The 17,736-nt window shown below is 44.4% G+C and carries 20 protein-coding genes; 5 read left to right on the top strand and 15 right to left on the bottom strand.

Going from position 1 to position 17,736, the window contains the following annotated elements; translation table 11 throughout:
- Positions 1-52: 52 nt before the first annotated feature.
- From rsmA to IV40_RS08430, 9 genes are all read right to left on the bottom strand, one after another.
- Positions 53-937 (bottom strand): 16S rRNA (adenine(1518)-N(6)/adenine(1519)-N(6))-dimethyltransferase RsmA, encoded by an 885-nt coding sequence (rsmA, locus tag IV40_RS08470; protein ID WP_057770587.1) that lies wholly within the window; start codon positions 935-937, stop codon positions 53-55.
- Positions 934-1,497 (bottom strand): ribonuclease M5, encoded by a 564-nt coding sequence (gene rnmV / locus IV40_RS08465; protein ID WP_057770585.1) that lies wholly within the window; start codon positions 1,495-1,497, stop codon positions 934-936. Before rnmV ends, rsmA begins: the two co-directional genes overlap by 4 nt.
- The gene (locus IV40_RS08460; RefSeq protein ID WP_057770583.1) at positions 1,490-2,266 is read right to left on the bottom strand and encodes a TatD family hydrolase; all 777 of its coding nucleotides are present in this window, start codon (positions 2,264-2,266) and stop codon (positions 1,490-1,492) included. The genes rnmV and IV40_RS08460 overlap by 8 nt, the downstream gene beginning before the upstream one ends.
- 68 nt (positions 2,267-2,334) lie before the next feature.
- The gene (metG, locus tag IV40_RS08455; protein ID WP_057770581.1) at positions 2,335-4,371 is read right to left on the bottom strand and encodes a methionine--tRNA ligase; all 2,037 of its coding nucleotides are present in this window, start codon (positions 4,369-4,371) and stop codon (positions 2,335-2,337) included.
- Positions 4,372-4,518: 147 nt separating this feature from the next.
- Positions 4,519-5,352, bottom strand: coding sequence for a DUF72 domain-containing protein (locus IV40_RS08450; protein ID WP_057770579.1), 834 nt, complete (start codon positions 5,350-5,352; stop codon positions 4,519-4,521).
- Positions 5,353-5,365: 13 nt separating this feature from the next.
- Positions 5,366-5,632, bottom strand: a complete 267-nt coding sequence (locus IV40_RS08445) for a hypothetical protein (RefSeq protein WP_057770577.1) — start codon at positions 5,630-5,632, stop codon at positions 5,366-5,368.
- Between the two features lie 23 nt (positions 5,633-5,655).
- Positions 5,656-6,138: an NUDIX hydrolase gene (locus IV40_RS08440; protein ID WP_057770575.1), complete on the bottom strand. Its 483-nt coding sequence runs from the start codon at positions 6,136-6,138 to the stop codon at positions 5,656-5,658.
- Between the two features lie 69 nt (positions 6,139-6,207).
- Positions 6,208-6,489: a chorismate mutase gene (locus tag IV40_RS08435; RefSeq protein ID WP_057770573.1), complete on the bottom strand. Its 282-nt coding sequence runs from the start codon at positions 6,487-6,489 to the stop codon at positions 6,208-6,210.
- A gap of 13 nt (positions 6,490-6,502) precedes the next feature.
- Positions 6,503-7,192 carry an NAD-dependent protein deacylase gene (locus IV40_RS08430; protein ID WP_057770572.1) on the bottom strand — a complete coding sequence of 230 codons (690 nt, stop codon included), beginning with the start codon at positions 7,190-7,192 and terminating at the stop codon, positions 6,503-6,505.
- A 72-nt stretch (positions 7,193-7,264) separates the two neighbouring features.
- Here IV40_RS08430 and IV40_RS10780 point away from each other — a divergent pair, with 72 nt between their 5' ends.
- On the top strand, positions 7,265-7,423 hold the full coding sequence (locus IV40_RS10780) for a hypothetical protein (protein WP_156404264.1): 159 nt from the start codon (positions 7,265-7,267) through the stop codon (positions 7,421-7,423).
- Between the two features lie 45 nt (positions 7,424-7,468).
- Here IV40_RS10780 and IV40_RS08425 read toward each other — a convergent pair whose 3' ends face one another.
- Positions 7,469-8,419, bottom strand: coding sequence for a hypothetical protein (locus IV40_RS08425; protein WP_057770570.1), 951 nt, complete (start codon positions 8,417-8,419; stop codon positions 7,469-7,471).
- Positions 8,420-8,572: 153 nt separating this feature from the next.
- On the opposite strand from IV40_RS08425, the gene IV40_RS08420 reads away from it, so the two are divergent.
- Both IV40_RS08420 and IV40_RS08415 read left to right on the top strand, forming a co-directional pair.
- The gene (locus tag IV40_RS08420; RefSeq protein ID WP_057770568.1) at positions 8,573-9,082 is read left to right on the top strand and encodes a YbhB/YbcL family Raf kinase inhibitor-like protein; all 510 of its coding nucleotides are present in this window, start codon (positions 8,573-8,575) and stop codon (positions 9,080-9,082) included.
- Positions 9,083-9,100: 18 nt separating this feature from the next.
- Positions 9,101-9,652, top strand: a complete 552-nt coding sequence (locus IV40_RS08415) for a dihydrofolate reductase family protein (RefSeq protein ID WP_057770566.1) — start codon at positions 9,101-9,103, stop codon at positions 9,650-9,652.
- A 128-nt stretch (positions 9,653-9,780) separates the two neighbouring features.
- Here the strand turns inward: IV40_RS08415 and IV40_RS08410 are convergent, their stop codons facing one another.
- The 4 genes from IV40_RS08410 to IV40_RS08395 form a co-directional block, all read right to left on the bottom strand.
- Entirely contained in the window at positions 9,781-11,481 is a 1,701-nt protein-coding gene (locus tag IV40_RS08410) for an HTH domain-containing protein (RefSeq protein ID WP_057770564.1), read from the bottom strand.
- 22 nt (positions 11,482-11,503) lie between these two features.
- Positions 11,504-12,673 carry a MalY/PatB family protein gene (locus IV40_RS08405; protein WP_057770562.1) on the bottom strand — a complete coding sequence of 390 codons (1,170 nt, stop codon included), beginning with the start codon at positions 12,671-12,673 and terminating at the stop codon, positions 11,504-11,506.
- A gap of 73 nt (positions 12,674-12,746) precedes the next feature.
- Positions 12,747-14,249 carry a PTS fructose-like transporter subunit IIBC gene (locus IV40_RS08400; RefSeq protein ID WP_057770560.1) on the bottom strand — a complete coding sequence of 501 codons (1,503 nt, stop codon included), beginning with the start codon at positions 14,247-14,249 and terminating at the stop codon, positions 12,747-12,749.
- A gap of 29 nt (positions 14,250-14,278) precedes the next feature.
- Positions 14,279-14,725 carry a PTS fructose transporter subunit IIA gene (locus IV40_RS08395; protein ID WP_057770558.1) on the bottom strand — a complete coding sequence of 149 codons (447 nt, stop codon included), beginning with the start codon at positions 14,723-14,725 and terminating at the stop codon, positions 14,279-14,281.
- A 228-nt stretch (positions 14,726-14,953) separates the two neighbouring features.
- On the opposite strand from IV40_RS08395, the gene IV40_RS08390 reads away from it, so the two are divergent.
- Positions 14,954-16,426 carry an ABC transporter substrate-binding protein/permease gene (locus IV40_RS08390; RefSeq protein ID WP_057770556.1) on the top strand — a complete coding sequence of 491 codons (1,473 nt, stop codon included), beginning with the start codon at positions 14,954-14,956 and terminating at the stop codon, positions 16,424-16,426.
- Entirely contained in the window at positions 16,416-17,162 is a 747-nt protein-coding gene (locus IV40_RS08385; RefSeq protein WP_057770554.1) for an amino acid ABC transporter ATP-binding protein, read from the top strand. Before IV40_RS08390 ends, IV40_RS08385 begins: the two co-directional genes overlap by 11 nt.
- Positions 17,163-17,229: 67 nt before the next feature.
- Here the strand turns inward: IV40_RS08385 and IV40_RS08380 are convergent, their stop codons facing one another.
- Positions 17,230-17,682, bottom strand: a complete 453-nt coding sequence (locus tag IV40_RS08380; RefSeq protein ID WP_057770552.1) for a DUF3955 domain-containing protein — start codon at positions 17,680-17,682, stop codon at positions 17,230-17,232.
- Positions 17,683-17,736: the final 54 nt, after the last annotated feature.

Below are 17,736 nucleotides of genomic sequence, written 5' to 3'. Positions count from 1 at the left end.
ATATCACTAAATCTTTTTAATCGCAAGAATTTTTGCTGTTTTTTTATGTGATTTAATCTGCCTGTAATATTGCCGCATCAAGGTTTGCAAACTGTTGCAAGGAGAGCTGCTCCGCTCGAGTACCAGGATCAATCTGTGCCTGCGCCAAGGCGGCCGTCAGTTTCGCCTTTGTTTGCGGATCTTTGCCATACAAACTGATCAAATTGTTCCATAAACTCTTGCGGCGGTGGGCAAAACTACCCTTAATCAGCCGGTCGAACGACTTCTGATCCGGAATTTTAACCGCTGGTTCGGAACGCATCTTCAGGACGACCACTGCTGAATCGACATTCGGTGCTGGTACAAAAGCCGTATGCGACACGATTTCAGCAATTTCGACTTCGGCCCGCATCTGGACGCCGATACTCAAAGTCCCATATGCTTTTGTGCCGGGATGGGCCGCCAACCGTTCAGCGACTTCCTTCTGCATCATCAAAACCATCCGTTCGATCGGCAGTTTCGTCTTCAGCAGCTGCATCATGATTGGCGTCGTAATGTAATACGGCAGATTGGCCACAATCTTCAGGGTGTGTTTACCGTCAAAATACTTGGACACCAATGTTTCGAGGTCGGCTTTTAAAATATCTTCAAAAATAACAGCTGTATTTTCATACGGCGCCAGCGTTTCATCCAAAACAGGTTCGAGCCGTTCATCGACTTCGAACGCGAGGACTTGGTGGGCGTGGATGGCCAATTGTTCGGTCAAACTGCCGATGCCAGGCCCGACTTCGATAATATCATCCTGGTCAGTAACATCAGCGGCACTGACAATTTTCTGCAGGACCTTTTCATTGGTCAGAAAGTTCTGGCCTAAACTCTTTTTGAAACGGAAGCCGTACTTTTTTAAAATGGCCCGTGTCCGTTCTGGATTGGCGATGGCCTGATAATCTTCTCTCATTGTTCTCCTTTATCTAATTCCGCAACGGCCGCCAGAAAGTCGGCCCGTGAAATTTGAAACATTGCTAAGCGTTTTAATAATTGTTTGCCATTGGTGTAGCCGATATGCAGGATATCACCCAGCCGTTCCCGTCGGTGTTTGGCATCGGGCCCGTCCAGCAGGTCATGGTCGAGCAAATCGGCCTGAGTGACCTCCTGATGGGTTTCGCTAGTCTGCGTATATAAATGGTCCAGCGCCCTGAGAATGGCCGCAGGATTGGCATGTTCGACGCCTAAGCTGCCCTTTTTATACGGTTTGGCATCGGCACGGGGCAGAAAAGCGTGTTTGACGCCCGGGACATTCTGCGAAATAATCTTGCGAATCTTCTCGCCGTGAAAATCAGGATCGGTAAAAACAATCACGCCTCGTTTTTCTTGTGCCAGTGCAATTTTTTCAAGCACGGCATCATTGATTGCCGAACCATGTGTTTCAATGGTATCGACGTTCGGAAACACCTCACGAAGGCGTTTGGTGTCATCGCGGCCTTCCACCACGATTACTTCTTGTATTTGTTTAGTCATGGTCAATCTCCAATAATCGATGTGTATTTTGGTAGGTCTGTTCTGCCACTTGATCCGGATTTTCATCCCGCAGCCGGGCTAAAGCTTCCAGTGTATACAGCGAATAGGCCGGCTGATTTTGTTTGCCTCGAAATGGCATCGGCGCCAAATAAGGAGCATCGGTTTCAACCAGCATCCGGTCGCTAGGTACAGCTCGAGCCGTCGCATGGACGTCATGGGCGTTTTTGAAGCTGACAACTCCGCTAAAGGAAATGTAGAAGCCCATCTCCAGAAACCGCTGCATCCATTCTGGGTCGCCGTTGAAACTGTGCATTACGCCGCCACGTGCCGGCACGCCGACTTCTTCCAACAGTCGATAAGTGTCTTCGAAGGCATCACGAGTGTGGATTGAGATTGGCAAATTGAATGCTTTGGCCAGTTCGATCTGCCGTTTGAAAACATTCTTCTGGGCTGCATGCGGCGCCACATTCTGGTGGTAATCGAGCCCGATTTCACCGACTGCGACCGTTTTCGGGTCCTGCAGCTGTTCGATCAGAGTGGCTTCTTCAGCAGCATGGTAACGTTTCGACTCTTCCGGATGCCAGCCGACGATCGCAAATAAATTATCATATTGGTGCGCCAGCTGCAAGGCACCGGCATTCAGATTGGTATCCGAACCGACGATTGCCATCTGGGTTACGCCCAGTTTTTGCGCATGGGCGACATATTCGGCGACATGCCCCGTAAAGGCTTCATCATTCAAATGCGTATGGGAATCAAAAATCCGCATCGTGTTATCCTTCCTTTCACTAAAAAAGAGGTCGCAACGGCCTCTTTTTGCAAGCTTGTTTAATCGTTTTAACCTAAAACGGCCCCATTTTCAAGACTGCTGTCGACTGTAACGAGCTGAATATCGCCTTGGCTGTTTTCAATCGAAAGCAGCATGCCCTGGCTAATCTGGCCCTTCAGTTTGCGGGGCTTCAAATTGGCTACGATGACCACTTTCTGCCCGACCAATTGCTTGAAGTCCGGATAAGCCTGTGCAATACCGGATAAGATTTGGCGCTGGCCGTCGTCCCCTGCATCCAAACGGAACTGAAGCAGTTTATCGGCATTTTCGACCTTCTTGACATCGATGACCTCAGCCACTCGTAATTCAATCTTATCGAAATCTTCAATCTTAATCTGGTCTTTGCCCGTCAGTAAAGCCGTCTTTTCGGGATCGAAGCCAGTCTTAGCGTTGACCGTTTCATTTTCGTCATGGCGTGTCTTCTGTTCCTTGGCCATTTCTTCCTTGATGTAGGCCACTTCTTTGTCCATATCAAGACGTGGGAAGATTGGCTGGCCTTTCTTGACAACCGTCGTGCCTTCAGGAAATTCGCTGAAGTCGAGGTGGTCTAATTCAGAATGAGCATCGTTCCACTTCAACCCCAGCTGGACAAAGATTTCCTTCGGTGCATGCGTCATCACTGGACTGATCAGCAAGGCAATGACACGGAGACTGGCGGCCAGATGGGCCATAACACTGTCAAGTTCAGCTTTCTTGCTGTCGTCTTTAGCCAAGACCCATGGTTCGGTTTCGTCAATGTACTTGTTGGCCCGCCGAACTAAGCGCCAGACTTCGCCTAAAGCATCGGAGAATTTCATGCCATCCATCAGATCGTTGTAGTTGACGATGACATCACCGGCAACGGATTCGAGGTCAGCATCATAATCGGTGACTTCTGGCGTATAGGTCGGTACTTGACCGCCATCATACTTATTGATCATGGCGACAGTCCGGTTGAGCAGGTTGCCTAAATCGTTGGCGAGGTCATAATTGATCCGGCTGACAAAGTCTTCCGGTGTGAAGATTCCGTCGTTGCCGAACGGAATGGCCCGCATCAAGTAATACCGCAGCGCATCGAGCCCATAACGATTGACGAGCATATCCGGATAAACAACGTTGCCCTTCGACTTGGACATCTTGCCGTCCTTCATCATCAGCCAGCCATGGCCGAAGATTTCATGCGGCTGCGGCAAACCGAGCGCATGCAGCATAATCGGCCAATAAATGGCATGGAACCGGACGATTTCCTTACCGACTAATTGGACGTTAGCTGGCCAATACTTCTTGAACAAACTGTCATCGTCGCTGCCGTAGCCGAGTGCCGTGATATAGTTCAGCAGCGCATCGAGCCAGACGTAGATAACATGCTTCGGATTCGACGGTACCTGAATACCCCACTTGAAGCTGGTCCGTGAAATCGCTAAGTCTTCCAAACCGGGTTTGATGAAGTTATTGACGATTTCGTTTTTACGGGAAACCGGCTGGATGAAATCAGGATGTTCATCGAAATACTTGAGCAGCCAGTCTGTGTACTTGCTCATCTTGAAGAAGTAGGATTCTTCTTTGACACGCGTCACTTCATGACCAGATGGCGCCTTGCCGCCGATAACGTTGCCGTCTTTGTCACGGTAGACTTCGGCGAGCTGGGTTTCGGTGAAGTATTCCTCATCGGAAACAGAATACCAGCCTTCGTATTCGCCCAAATAAATATCATCCTGATCGAGAAAACGTTTGAAGAGCCGCTGTACAGCTGCCACATGCTGTTCATCCGTTGTCCGGATAAATTTGGTGTTGGAAATTTCAAGCATCTTCCATAACTTCTGAATGTCGGCGGCCATGCCATCGACATACTCCTTAGGTGTAATCCCTAATGCATCGGCCTTCTGTTCGATTTTAAGGCCGTGTTCATCGGTCCCCGTTAGGAAAAAGACGTCATTGCCCATCGCCCGTTTGTACCGTGCAATCGTATCAGCGGCAATCGTTGTATAAGAATTCCCGATCGTCAGTTTGCCGGATGGATAATAAATTGGTGTAGTTACATAAAAAGTTGGTTTTTTCTCTGCCATATGCCCAGACCCCCGTTGTTTAAAAATTCGAGTTGTATATAGTCTTTAGTATAGCATTTAACGACACTGGGAAAAAGCGTACCTTGCCCAATTTGGCGAACAATTCAAAAGAGGAATCAGCCCAAATTAGCTGATTCCTCTTTTGAATTAAAACAAACTCGTTTGTTCCGGTTCCTGATGCCACTCAAGCCCCAATATTTGCGCCAATTCGGCGGCATTAGGGGCAGCATCGTGGGCGGAGTTGTTATTGAAAATAACACACACTTCCTTGGAAGTCTGTTCGAGCTGCTTGGCAACATCGGCAAAATGTTCCAATTCGGAGGTGCTGTAATGATAAAGCGTTCGGGTTTTGCGCCACGACTGGCCTTGATTGGCCCAACCTTCGGCGTTGCGGCCATGCAGCCGTAAAATCGTTAGGTTCGGATTGGTGGCAACGGGCACAAACGGCACACTGTTCGTCGGCGTCTGCGGCTCATCCGGAATGACATGGATGAAGCCCAGCTCCTTCAAAAATTTCAAGGTACTGGCCCGATACGTGTCCTCATACCATGAGGAGTTGCGGAATTCGACCGCCACCGGATAACCCTTCAGATAGACACTGATGCGACGTAAATACTGGACATTTTCCTGTGTTAATGGAAAGAAATTCGGAAATTGAAATAAGATTGCTTTAAGCTGCTGATGATCGAATAACGGTGCAACGGCCTTGCGATACGCCGCAAACATCGCCGCCTCACTGACATAGTGCGCCTGCCAGTCAGCCTGTTTCGTCATGCCCTGATAGGCCTTCAGGATAAACTGAAAGTCGTTGGGCACCTGCTGCTGCCACTTCTGTTCCATTTCCGGGCCCCGAATGCCGTAGTAGAGACTATCGACTTCGACCACTGGAAAATATTGGGCGTACTCCGTCAGTGTCGGCTTCTTGCCGGCTGAATCTAACGACGGATGATCCGTCCAAGTGACTAATCCGATCGTAATCATGCTGCTCGCTTCCTTATTCTTCAAATCCCTTCTGATTTTGGGTGGGATGAGCCGCCGTCGCATGCTCATGATGCGCAAAATTGATGCGCAGAGCGCTAAGAGCGACATCAATCACACCGGCCAGCACCAAAATGACTAATGCATCCTGCTGTTTAAACGGCACCCCCAGTAAGATGACTGTATGCGTCGCCAGCAGAATCTTCAGCAATATATAGCCCAAAAAGAGGTCGGCACACAGCTGGACCCAGCTGTAATGACGAATTGCTGTTCGTATTTTCATGGTTGTCCCTCGCTTTCTAAAAGCTAGGCTGGTAATGGGTAAAAATCGGTCAATTCATCGTTGACAAAATTCGTATAGTAAGTTGTCTGCTCATTGGCCAGCAGACTGGGCAAGGCGGCCTTCAAATCGGCGACAATGCCGACATTATTTTTATTCGTAACCCATGCAGTTGGAAATGGGTTCAGGATACCTTCACGGGTCGCCTGCGGATACACGTTCTGCGGGAACGGCTGCTTCAAATTAGCTACAAATAAGTAAATCCCATCAACAAACGTGCCGTTCTGATGCCATTTTAGCAACCCGTTCTGACTAAGCTCATAGTGGTCCATCGTTAAGCCGGTTTCTTCCTGAATCTCACGTTTGATTCCTTGGATGGGTGTTTCCCCACTTTCGATCTTACCACCGACCCCGTTCCACATGCCTAGAAAAGGCTGTTTAAGGCGGTTGATCAAGAGAATCTGCTGCTGGTCCCGCACTAAGGCGAGCGTTAAATTATACTTTGCCACGATGATCGAATCTCCTTATCCGTTGATATTGACCTCAGTTTACCATAGAACGTTTTGAAGCTGAACCATTCAGTTTTCGGCGTCCTGCAGGTCTTTGATGACATGAGCCTGATACTGCTTCGTAATCAAAGTTGTATCCCGCAGCCAGTCGACCAGAAAACTAGCCAGCTGCTTGTCATCGAGTTTTTTGACCAGCCGGACCCGTTCATCGGCTTCCCGGCCCCGATTCGAAATGGATTCATGGTGCTGGTATTTTTGTGCGGCGACTTCTTTGGCCAAACTCATTCGTTGTTTGAACAACGCCACGAGCTGGTCATCAATTTCGTCCATCTGCTGCTGTGCATCTTTCATAGTAACTTTCCCCCTATTCCTTCAATTGTGCAAAAACATTAACGGCGTCCCCCTGAATCATCTCAACTGGGAACGGAAATTGCAACTGCTCTTCATTAACGGCAATCAATTTGGCATCAGGCTGACGATATTGGATTAAACCGGCGAATGGATACACTTGGAAGGACGTCCCGACGATCATAATCACATCGGCGGCTTGAATTGCCGTAATCGAATCGGCAACGGCATCCGGGTCGATTGCCTCGCCATACAAGACAATATCCGGCCGTAAAATGCCGTGATCGGCCGCATGCCGGTCGCTCTGCAGGTATTCAGCCGTCGTAAACTGCTGGCCGCACGTCTGACAATAAATCCGATTCAGGTTGCCATGAAACTCGATTACATGTTCAGCGCCAGCCTTAGTATGCAGGCCGTCGACATTCTGGGTAATAATATCGCCCTTCTGATTGGCAATTTTAGCCATCTGGGTATGAATAATATTCGGCTGCGCATCCGGAAAATACATGTTCTCTTTAACGAACTGATAAAACGATTCTGGATGGTCCCGGAGGTTATCCGCACTCAGCAGGTATTCGGGATTCTGGTGGCCGGCATAGATGCCGTTTTTAGAACGATAATCGGGAATTCCTGAAGCAGTCGAAACGCCAGCGCCGGTCATAAACGTGATGTGACGGGCCTGATCTAATGTCGCTTGTAAATTCATTGTTTATCCTTCCTTTTTGAACCAGAAAAATAACGTTTGGTGCTATAATGATGGCGAAAGGGAGCCACGACGATGAGTACAGCTGAAAAGAAAAAACTAATTGCAGTTTTAACCTACCTCTTCTTTGCCATTGTTTTAATTTTTAGTGTATGGGTGGCTTTCCATCTCTTAACTTATTTTTACCATGAAATTCCATATGCACTGGATAATTACTTTGGCGGTTCCAGGTAAAATACCTTCATCAAGAGTTCGCAATTCGTTGCGGACTCTTTTTAATTATCGTGCGCCGTTTTCAATCTGATACTTGTCCAAAAAGTCGGCCACGGTCATCTGATAGAGCTGTTTGAAAGCTTCGGGATCGTTGTCCTGATTGGTCAGCGGCAAAACGAAGGCGTTCTGCTGGTCAGAACCCAAGCCAATGTACGCCCGCTGTCCAGTTTGGCGATTGGTCAGGTCAGCATGCAGAATGTTGAAGACTTGGCGGACTTCCAAACGGCGCTGATGAGCGCTCAATAACGGCATCACGGTCACAAATTGGTCCAACGGCACGGCTTGATACCCCAGCTGAACGAGCAATTCCCCAAACTGGCGTAATAAATTCACGTAAGCCCGCCGGAACGTAAACGGCGTATCCAGCGGCCGGCTCATCAAACTTGTGTACAGCTTTTGAGCTTCAGACAAAGCGGCGGGATATAAGTGCTGCCAAGCTGCTGGCAGCGGCCGGTCGGCAAATAAAATCAGGCCGTCGAGCAAGTTAAGAATGCGGAGAATGATGCGTTCATCGCCATCTGTGGTTTCTGGCGTTAGAAAGCTCGCCATTCCTTGTGCATACTGGTCGTAAACTTGGTCGGTCAGCAAACCATCGTTAGCCTGAATATCACGAATGATGACATGGGCGGCACTGTCATACAGCGACGTCGAGATGGCCAGCAATGTCTGGTCGACTTCCGGTTTCTGGGTCGTCACCAAGTATTCCGGCTGCGGAAATTGTTTTAGCTTCAATAATAAGTGCAATAATTCATGCGAGAGTGTGTAGTTCGGATTGGTCACATCGGTAATGGTGATTGCCAAAGTACCGTCCTTTTTGACGTGCTGCTGGCCTTGGTCATGCCGGAGATAACCGACGGCCTGGTCGCCGAACGTCACGTCCAGCGTGCCAGCATAATGATCCCGCACGGTCGCCAATAAGTCTTGCACGACCGGCTGTAATTCGATTTGTGTTCCCATAAAGGACCCTCCCGTTTTCAAAATCTGTATGGTCTATCTTAACCCAAGTTTTCCCTGGTGACAAAAGAATTTCTTTTTTGAGAATAAAGGTGCTAAAGTCGCACAAAGTTCGTTATAATAAGGATGTATCCGCTTTTATAAGGAGGAATGAGAATGAAAATCAGTATTCCCAATGACAATGGTTTTTTTATCCCGAAATATAGTAAGCAGGCACCCGCCGACGATTACTACAATGGCAATCCCGCCGTGTCGTTTCCGTTTACGATTACCGATGCACCCGCTCCAACGGAAACTTTCGCCATCGCCATGCTCGATTTCGATGCGATTCCGGTCTGCGGTTTTCCTTGGATTCACTGGGTCGCCGCTAATATTCCGGCCACCGATTTCAAAGTGCCGGCCGATAACAGCCGCACGCTGAAAGTGCCGATGGTACAGGGCAACAACAGCAATGCTGGTTCGCTTGTCGGTGAAAGTGATCCATTGACAACCCGCCATTATACGGGGCCATTGCCACCTGACAAAGACCATCAGTATACGATTACCGTCTTCGCCGTTGCGAAACGGCTGCCCTTGCAAGCGGGATTCTGGCTGAACGAGCTTTACCACCAGCTGGATGGTGAAACATTAGATGAAGCAACTGTTACTTTAATTGGCAAAAAATAGATAAAGGGGTCGATCCACATGACAGATACACATGATCGCAAAGTTATTTTATACATCACTGAGAGTCTGGATGGTTTCATCGCCGAAAAGGACGGCACTACCACTTGGCTGTCCAAACTGAATAACAGCGAGGCTTACGAAGATTATCAAGATTTCTATAATTCCATCGATACCGTCATCATGGGCCGCAGAACCTATGCCGATCGTGTCAATAAAGCCGGCAACTATCCATATGCCGACAAGAAAACCTATGTCTTCTCGACTTCCATTGAAGATACCGATGACCCATCAACCGTCATCTCCGGCAACGTCCAAGAATTTGTACGACGATTGAAGCACGAAGGCGGCGAAGATATTTGGATCGTCGGTGGCGCCGATATCTTTACGGACCTGCTTCGTGCACACTTAGTCGATGAAATCATCATCACGATTGCACCTGTCCTTCTGGGCGACGGCATTTCATTAGTCAGCACCAACCTCGACGATGTGCCGCTGCATCTCAAGGCAACCAAGCGTTTAGGCCACTTTGCCCAGCTGACGTATACATTGCCCGAAAAAGAGGAAGAATAGGCTTACTTGAATTAACAATAATAAAAATTAACACTAAAAATAGGCGATTCTCGATATCACTCGGGAACCGCCTATTTGTCACTGACACTTATTAAGCAGTCTCATATTACTTCCATATTATTGTATAGTTATGTTAATAACTTCATTAAGTCATCATAATTTACCATTTTTGTGTCACCATCGATACTTTTTTCTTTCAGTCTTCGATATAAATAGCCAAAAATATTTGTTTGACTTCCTAATGATTTGTCAACTAATACAACTAAAATTGCCTTAATTGCAGTATTTTCGATTTTCCCTTTTTTTTCAGATAAGATACCAAACAATTCAAAAGGCACCGGCAAATTAGTAGCTGCATGAGGGATCGAAATATGATTTAGAATTAGCTGGTTCCCTTCACCCTCACGCTTGATTAAGTCGTACTTTTGCGTTTCCGTCATATTAGCATTTTCAACAAAATAATCCAATCCCTTCTTAAGCGTCTTAGAAACATCGTGGTTCCCTTTTAAATAAACCAAATTAATTTTCGGAAAAAAGTTACCTAAATTTTGTTTAAAATAATTATCGACAGACATTTCACCTAACTGAGAGATTAATTTTTGGTCGATGATTCCTGTAAACTTTAAATCATAGTAATCCCTTGTTTTACCAACTGAATCGCCATTATAAAGATAAAGTGAAAATTGCCCATCCCTTCGGAAATTTTTTTCCTCACGTTTAGTTGTTACTAATGTGACATCTACATTTACGGCTTTTTCAGAAATAATCAATTTATTAATATTGCCGAATGACGGACGTTCTGCATACAATAGGATTTTCACAAATGAATCATCTTTGTTTTGAACTGCATAAATTAGATAAAGCGCGAGTAAATCACCATCTATATAAACGCTACTCAGATAGTCAGAAAACTTAATTTCTAATTCCCGACCGAAATCAAATAGAAAAGGATTTCTAATTTTTAAAAGATCCATTTGTTCATTTAATTCATTTAATTGATATATTGGAAAAGCAATACTGCGATTTAAATGATTCAGTATTTTTTGATAAAGAGAATCATCTCGAAATTCAAAATGATAATTTTGGTTTACATTTGCAACTAACTCCTGAATTGTAGCAATATTCAATTTAGCAAGATTTTTAATCTTATCATTAAACCAAGATGAAATTACTGATAATATTTCTGCATCACTAGAATCAATTTGTTGATAAGACTGTAAATAATAGCTTGTTGTATCTACCTGAACAGTAAACTGATGCCAATTCTCATTGTTCAATACAAAACTATTAATCGGATTTTGAGTTAACAAATAATCATATATTTTTTTATAATCCAATTGTGATGCTTTTTCTTGAATTAGTTCAGGTATATTTAAAATTAAATCTGCAATAAAATCAAGTTTAACTTCCAACTCAGCTTGAATATAATAACCTTTACCAGTTTTAGACTTAATTTTCAATTCTTCGGGAGCTTCTTCTCGTAAATAGCCGATAATTCTTTGGATTTCTTTTTTGGGTAAAAAAGTTTGTTCAACCATATCGTCCAAGGTTACAAATGGTTTAGTTAATAAAACAAATAAAATTTGTTGTCGCTCAAAATGAACATTATCCAATTGCTGATTTAATTTTTCTGGACTAGGGACATGCAAATGGTAGCCTTTAAAATGAGTAATTGTACCCAAATTATTGTTTAAAAGCCAGCTGTTAATAACTGAAATATCACGAATAACAGTTCTGCGAGAAGTCTCTAAAACATTAGCCAGCTCATCTCCGGACAAATCTCTATTCTGCAACAGTTTAATCAGTTTAATTTGCCGATCATTAAACATAAACCTAACCTTCTCCTACTCTTTAGTGATTCAATGCAAAAATTAACCGATCCAAACCATCTTTTACTTTCGAACGTGGGCAGCCAACATTCATTCGCAGATAGTTACTATCTCCATATGTCTTTCCTGGCATAATGCCTACCTTCCCAATATTAACTAACTTATCTTGTAACTCCTCACTACTTAAATGAAGAGCGGAAACATTCATCCAAGCTAGATAAGTAGATTGTGGCTCTGTAAAGTTAATTAGAGGAACTTTTTTTTCTAGATACTTTGCGACAAAATCCATGTTATCTTTCAAATATGCTTTTAATTCAGTTAAATATTCATCTGAATGATTGTACGCAGCCATTTGTGCCATCATTCCAAAGATACTAACTGATGACAGTGCATTTTTTTGCTTCAATTCAAATAAGAAACGATTCAACAATTCTGGTTCAGGACAAAACATATACGAACCAATTAAGCCTGGAATATTGAATGTCTTACTTGCCGACGTACAAATGGTAACCTTCTCAGTTGTAACACTAGTAATTGGAATATATTTAGCACCTTCATACACAATATCACCGTGAATATCATCCGAAACGATAAATACATTATTTCTCTTACAAAGTTGAGCAAGTTTAGTAAGCTCTGATTTTGAAAAGACTTTCCCAGTAGGGTTATGTGGATTAGTGAGTAAGAACACTGTATTATTGGGATCCTTTAGATATAATTCCAACGTATCCCAATCAATTTTGTAATCCTTGTCTGCGGCTAAAAGTCGTACTGCAGCAATTCTTCGATTATTTCCCTGAATAATGTTATAAAAGGCGTCATACATAGGTGTAAATACTACTACCCCATCACCAGGTTGACTATTTAACCGAATCATACTAGCCACAGAAAAGCCAACACTTGGACTGTAGGCAATCCAATCAGGATTCATATCTACATCATGCTGCTTCTTATACCAATTTACGATACTGTCCTTATAGTCACTATGATTCCAACGTGAATAACCATATATTGGATGTTTCATTCTTTCTTTTAAAGCATCCTGAACTTCATTAGGAACAGGAAAATCAGTATCCGAAATTGAAAACGGTAAAATATCATTTCTTCCAAAGCGATCTTGAATATAATCCCATTGTGTGCTGTAAGTATTATGACGATCAATTATATGATCGAAATTATAATCATCTGTCATCCTTCATTACTCCATTTCTATTAAAAAAACAGGATTAAACATATCGTTTGCACCTGCTTTTTAAATTGATTGACTAATTCATTTTTTCTTTTAATGCATTGTCTTGTTTAGCAAGTGTTTCGTCATCACTTTCAACTTTCTCTTTCAATTGCTTTTCATTTTGACGTTTCAACCAAGCACCTTTGAAAAGAATAATGAAAGTAACGTTCAAAACTAATCCAATTACTAAGACAAGATAGAACCAATACCAAGGTTTCATTAAACCAATAAGTGGATCAAAAATCCCAATTCCTGGTGCGATCCGTTGTAATCCGAATACCATTGCAAGTGAGCCGGTAATTCCCCCTGCCAAAGTATTTGCAGCAATCATCGGCACAGGAGCAGCTAAAGCAAACGGAATTGCTGGCTCAGTCGCAACTGTCATCCCAACAATAAACGCCGAAATACTAGAATCCTTTTCTGCTTTACTAAACATATTAGGCCGAATCCAACTAGCAATTGCTGCTGCCATTGGTGGAAGTAAGGTAACGACACCAACAATGCCGTACCATGTGTACACATGGGAACTCAATAAAGAAAAGGCAAAGAACCAAGCAGTTTTGTTAATAGGACCACCCATATCAAAGGCCAACATACACCCAACTAAGAATCCACCAGCAATCTTTGCGGATGCTGGCATATGATTCAAGAAGAACAGCATGTTCTTCATAATAAGTGCCATAAATGGACCAATTAAATAATAAGTTAATAGACCAAAAATCAGCAAAGTCACAAACGGAATAATCAAATACCCCATTAAGGATTGGATACTCTTAGGTAACCGGATCTTCTTAAAGTATTTTACAAAATAACCAATACTCAGTCCTAAAATAATCGCGCCTAAAAATCCGGCGCCTGATTTAGTTCCTAGTAATGTTGTATCATTTGCAAGAAATGTGGTTAAAAATGCTGGGGCGAACGCAGGCTTATCGCCAATTGAAGCCGCAATGTAGGCACCCATGATTGGAATCATAAAAGTAAATCCTAGATTCCCAATTTGAGTAATAACCCAAGCCAGTGACGGACGCACTCCATTTGCCAATGCAATATTCGGCATACCGAATTGAACCATCATACTCCCGATGGCAACTAGTAACCCACCACCGATAACAAATGGTAAAGCAGCGGATACACCAGCCATCAAATGGCTCATAATGCCATCTTTAGCAACAGCCTCATCACCAAGTTTTACATTTGAAGCGCTGTAAAGTTTCGCTTGATTATCAATATCGTCAAAAATAGTATCAATATGTTTCAAGGCATCTGAAACAGGTAATTCAACAACTTTTTTGCCATTGAAACGCGACTTATCTTCATCTGTCATTCCCTTCCCCAAAGCAAGAATAACGTAATCGGCGTTAGCAATGTCATGCGGTGTTAATTTATTTTCAACGCCACTTGCGCCTTGTGTTTCAACATGAATTTCATAGCCGAGTGATTTAGCCTTTTGTTCTAGAGCTTCTGCAACCATGTATGTATGCGCAATCCCAGCTGGACAGTTCGTGACTGCAACAATTTTTAACTTTTTGTCGGACATGATCTCTACCTCCTTTTATTTCTGGCTCATTAAACATTCACAATATTGCTAATTGCCTCATAAACCTGCTCCTCATCTCCATTTTTAAGAATATCAATGAAGTCCTGATGCATTAGCTGACGACTTAATTGTGCCAATAATTTCAAATGAACATCTGACTGATCAGTAGGAATCATTAAAGAAACCCATGTATTTACAGGCTTGCTATCTAACGAATTCCATTCAACATCATTTTTACCTCTTGCAAAGAAAACGCTCGCTTCTTCAACTACATCTGATTTTGTGTGAGGAATCGAAACACCATTTCCAAAACCGGTCGTTGATTCCTTCTCACGATCAAGTAAATCTTTTTTTAACTGGTCCTTATCCGTTGTAATACCTTGATCATAGGCAAGCTGTGCTAAATCACCCATAACTTCATCTTGATTTGTTGCATCTAAATTCATAATAAGATGATTTTTATCAAATAGTGTCATTTTTTAAATCCCCTTCCTGATTTCATTATTAGTATATTTGAAAACGTTTTCTAAATTAATGCTTTTTTTGTCACTTTCTCAGTGACATATTGGTCATTTCTTGCTTTATGCATAAATTATGCAATAAAAAGATAAATATGCAAAATAATCTTTTTTTATTCTTTATATTGCATATTTTTTGACTATCGGTTAGGATAAGGGCATCAACTTATTCAGGGAGGATTTAAAATGAAAAAGAAGTTATCAATTTGGGCCTTATTCATTCTTACGATTGTCATGATCGTCAGTGCCTTCATTCCGGCCGCTTCACCAGTCCAGGCTGCGGATGACTCGCTCGCCAAGATCAAGGAAAAAGGGACTTTGGTCGTGGCGACGAGCCCTGATTACCCGCCCTACGAATTTTTAGTCAATAAAAAAGGCAAGTCGCAGGTTCAAGGAATCGATATCATGGTCGCCAAGAAAATCGCCAAAGATATCGGCGTCAAACTCGTCGTCAAAAAAATGAGTTTTGATTCCCTGCTCGTGGCCCTGCAGACCGGCAAATGCGACATGGTCATCGGCGGGGTCAACCCGACCCCGACCCGGCGCAAAAACGTCGATTTTTCGAAAATGTACTACCATGGCGGGCAGTACATCCTGATTAAAAAGTCGAATGAATTGTTCTACCATAATAAGAGCTCCTTCACCAACAAATCGATCGGCGCTCAAACTGGGACGACCCAGTATAGTTTAGCCAAGAAACAGATTCCTGGCGTCAAAATGAAAGGCATGACGTCCTATAGCGATTTAGTGCTGGCCCTGAAGACGAACAAGGTCAATGGGGTTGTCATGGAAAAACCGACTGCCCTCGCCTATGAGAAGAACGATTCAAGTTTGAAGGCAATCAACGCCGATTTTAAACTCGACAAAGGGACGACTGGGGTCGCAATCGCGTTTGCCAAAGGCAGTACGAGCCTCGTCAACGCCGCCAACAAATCAATCGACCAAATCAACAAACAGGATCTCGTCAACAAAGTCTACATTCCTAAAGCCGGCAAGTACATGAAGGTCAATACCCAAGATACATCCATGATGCATTACTGGCGGTTCTTCGCCCTTGGGGTCGGCTACACTTTGATTATTTCCGGCGTCTCCGTCATCTTCGGGATTCTCTTAGGCCTCTTGTTTGCCTTAATGAAATTATCGAAAAACAAAGTCGCCCATGCGATTGCAACGGCGTATATCGAATTCTTGCGGGGCACACCAATGATGGTCCAGGTCCTGTTCGTCTACTTCGGGATTGGCGCCGTCATCAATATTCCGGCCCTCTTAGCCGGAATCATCGCTGTTTCGCTGAATAGTGGGGCGTATGTCGCCGAAATCATTCGGGGCGGGATCAATTCCGTCGATCCAGGTCAGACCGAAGCGGCTGAAAGTTTGGGGCTGCCGCACGCCGATGTGATGCGGTTCGTCGTTTTACCGCAGGCAATGCGGAACATCTGGCCGGCGTTGGGCAACGAATTCATCACCTTGCTGAAGGACAGTTCAATTGTTTCAATCATCGGGGTCACCGATTTGATTTACGAAGCCAACTTAGTCCGGTCCGATACGTATCGGGGGGTTATGCCGATTTTCATCGCCATGCTCCTCTACTTTGCAATGACCTGGGTCCTGACACGGGTCCTCAATCACTTCGAAAGGAAGATGCAGCATGGCAAATAAACCAATTTTAGCCATCGATCATTTAGAGAAAAAATACGGCGACACCGTCGTTTTGAAAGATATCAATGAACAGATTCAGTCCGGCGAAGTTGTCTGTGTGATTGGACCGTCTGGGGCTGGGAAAAGTACTTTCCTCCGCTGCCTCAACCTGTTGGAACAGCCGACTGCTGGCGAAGTCCGTTACAAAGGCCAGGACATCCTCAAATTCAACAAGACCCAGCTCAGCGACTACCGTGAAAAAGTCGGCATGGTCTTCCAGAATTTCAACCTCTTTCCGAACATGACCGTTTTGGAAAACTTGAAGTTAGCGCCGAAACGGGTCAAGCACCTTTCTGATAGCGATGCGACCGATGCCGCACTTACCCTTTTGGAACGGGTCGGCCTGAAAGATAAAGCACAAGTTTATCCTGACAGTCTTTCCGGCGGTCAGAAACAGCGAGTGGCCATTGCGAGAGCTTTGGCCATGAATCCTGAAGTCCTCTTGTTCGATGAACCGACTTCGGCCCTCGACCCTGAAATGGTCGGTGAAGTCCTCTCGGTCATGCAGGAACTGGCCGAAGAAGGCATGACGATGGTCGTGGTCACCCATGAAATGGGCTTCGCACGTGAAGTCGCCAACCGAGTCTGGTTTATGGCCGATGGGTATATCCAGGAAGATGGCACCCCGAACGAAGTCTTCGAACATCCCAAGACCGAACGGGCCCAAGACTTTATCGCCAAAATTATCGGTAATTAAATATGTAAAAAAGTCGTCCGATAGTTTGCTGCCGAACGACTTTTTTTGTTGCTGCTATTGTTTTAGTTTATTTTGAGCGCTGCTGCCTGAGTTTGCGCCCTAATATTCCCAAGGCTAAGACCAAACTGATGCCGAGCAATAGGTAACCCAGCGGCAGCAGGAAAAACGGTTCATGCAAGAACCCCTGACTATCAACTCGCACGCCAATCACAGCTTTCACCAAGAAACAAACTGCCCCTAACAGGGCCATCAGTGCCGCCGCCAGATTCAGCCAGGTACGCTTCGTTGCATCGCCATCCCGAACTAATTTATGCGTCATCTGCTCATCTCCTAAAATCAGCCGGTCCAGTGAAAGACCGAATTGCTGTGCGATTAAAACGACCATTTCGAGATCAGGCAAATTGCGTTGCCGTTCCCAGCTTGAAATCGTCTGTCGTGACACGTGTAATTGTGCGGCCAGCTGTTCTTGGGTCAAATGATGTTCCCGTCGCAGCCGTTTAATTTGTTCACTAAATTCCATTTTGCTGTCCTCCATGCCCTCTTTATACCGGAACAACGCTAAAAAAGAAAGCAA

The sequence above is a fragment of the Lactobacillus selangorensis genome (assembly GCF_001437205.1).
Lineage (GTDB): Bacteria > Bacillota > Bacilli > Lactobacillales > Lactobacillaceae > Paralactobacillus > Paralactobacillus selangorensis.
This window is presented reverse-complemented; position numbering and strand designations above follow the sequence as displayed.

What these genes read in the sequence shown, in the direction of transcription:
- IV40_RS08400 (WP_057770560.1), bottom strand. Translation starts at nt 14,249, where the DNA reads ATGTCCGACAAAAAGTTAAAAATTGTTGCAGTCACGAACTGTCCAGCT.
- IV40_RS10780 (WP_156404264.1), top strand. Translation starts at nt 7,265, where the DNA reads ATGAGTACAGCTGAAAAGAAAAAACTAATTGCAGTTTTAACCTACCTC.
- IV40_RS08395 (WP_057770558.1), bottom strand. Translation starts at nt 14,725, where the DNA reads ATGACACTATTTGATAAAAATCATCTTATTATGAATTTAGATGCAACA.
- IV40_RS08430 (WP_057770572.1), bottom strand. Translation starts at nt 7,192, where the DNA reads ATGAATTTACAAGCGACATTAGATCAGGCCCGTCACATCACGTTTATG.
- rsmA (WP_057770587.1), bottom strand. Translation starts at nt 937, where the DNA reads ATGAGAGAAGATTATCAGGCCATCGCCAATCCAGAACGGACACGGGCC.
- IV40_RS08425 (WP_057770570.1), bottom strand. Translation starts at nt 8,419, where the DNA reads ATGGGAACACAAATCGAATTACAGCCGGTCGTGCAAGACTTATTGGCG.
- rnmV (WP_057770585.1), bottom strand. Translation starts at nt 1,497, where the DNA reads ATGACTAAACAAATACAAGAAGTAATCGTGGTGGAAGGCCGCGATGAC.
- IV40_RS08410 (WP_057770564.1), bottom strand. Translation starts at nt 11,481, where the DNA reads ATGTTTAATGATCGGCAAATTAAACTGATTAAACTGTTGCAGAATAGA.
- IV40_RS08380 (WP_057770552.1), bottom strand. Translation starts at nt 17,682, where the DNA reads ATGGAATTTAGTGAACAAATTAAACGGCTGCGACGGGAACATCATTTG.
- IV40_RS08435 (WP_057770573.1), bottom strand. Translation starts at nt 6,489, where the DNA reads ATGAAAGATGCACAGCAGCAGATGGACGAAATTGATGACCAGCTCGTG.
- metG (WP_057770581.1), bottom strand. Translation starts at nt 4,371, where the DNA reads ATGGCAGAGAAAAAACCAACTTTTTATGTAACTACACCAATTTATTAT.
- IV40_RS08420 (WP_057770568.1), top strand. Translation starts at nt 8,573, where the DNA reads ATGAAAATCAGTATTCCCAATGACAATGGTTTTTTTATCCCGAAATAT.
- IV40_RS08385 (WP_057770554.1), top strand. Translation starts at nt 16,416, where the DNA reads ATGGCAAATAAACCAATTTTAGCCATCGATCATTTAGAGAAAAAATAC.
- IV40_RS08445 (WP_057770577.1), bottom strand. Translation starts at nt 5,632, where the DNA reads ATGAAAATACGAACAGCAATTCGTCATTACAGCTGGGTCCAGCTGTGT.
- IV40_RS08450 (WP_057770579.1), bottom strand. Translation starts at nt 5,352, where the DNA reads ATGATTACGATCGGATTAGTCACTTGGACGGATCATCCGTCGTTAGAT.
- IV40_RS08405 (WP_057770562.1), bottom strand. Translation starts at nt 12,673, where the DNA reads ATGACAGATGATTATAATTTCGATCATATAATTGATCGTCATAATACT.
- IV40_RS08415 (WP_057770566.1), top strand. Translation starts at nt 9,101, where the DNA reads ATGACAGATACACATGATCGCAAAGTTATTTTATACATCACTGAGAGT.
- IV40_RS08460 (WP_057770583.1), bottom strand. Translation starts at nt 2,266, where the DNA reads ATGCGGATTTTTGATTCCCATACGCATTTGAATGATGAAGCCTTTACG.
- IV40_RS08390 (WP_057770556.1), top strand. Translation starts at nt 14,954, where the DNA reads ATGAAAAAGAAGTTATCAATTTGGGCCTTATTCATTCTTACGATTGTC.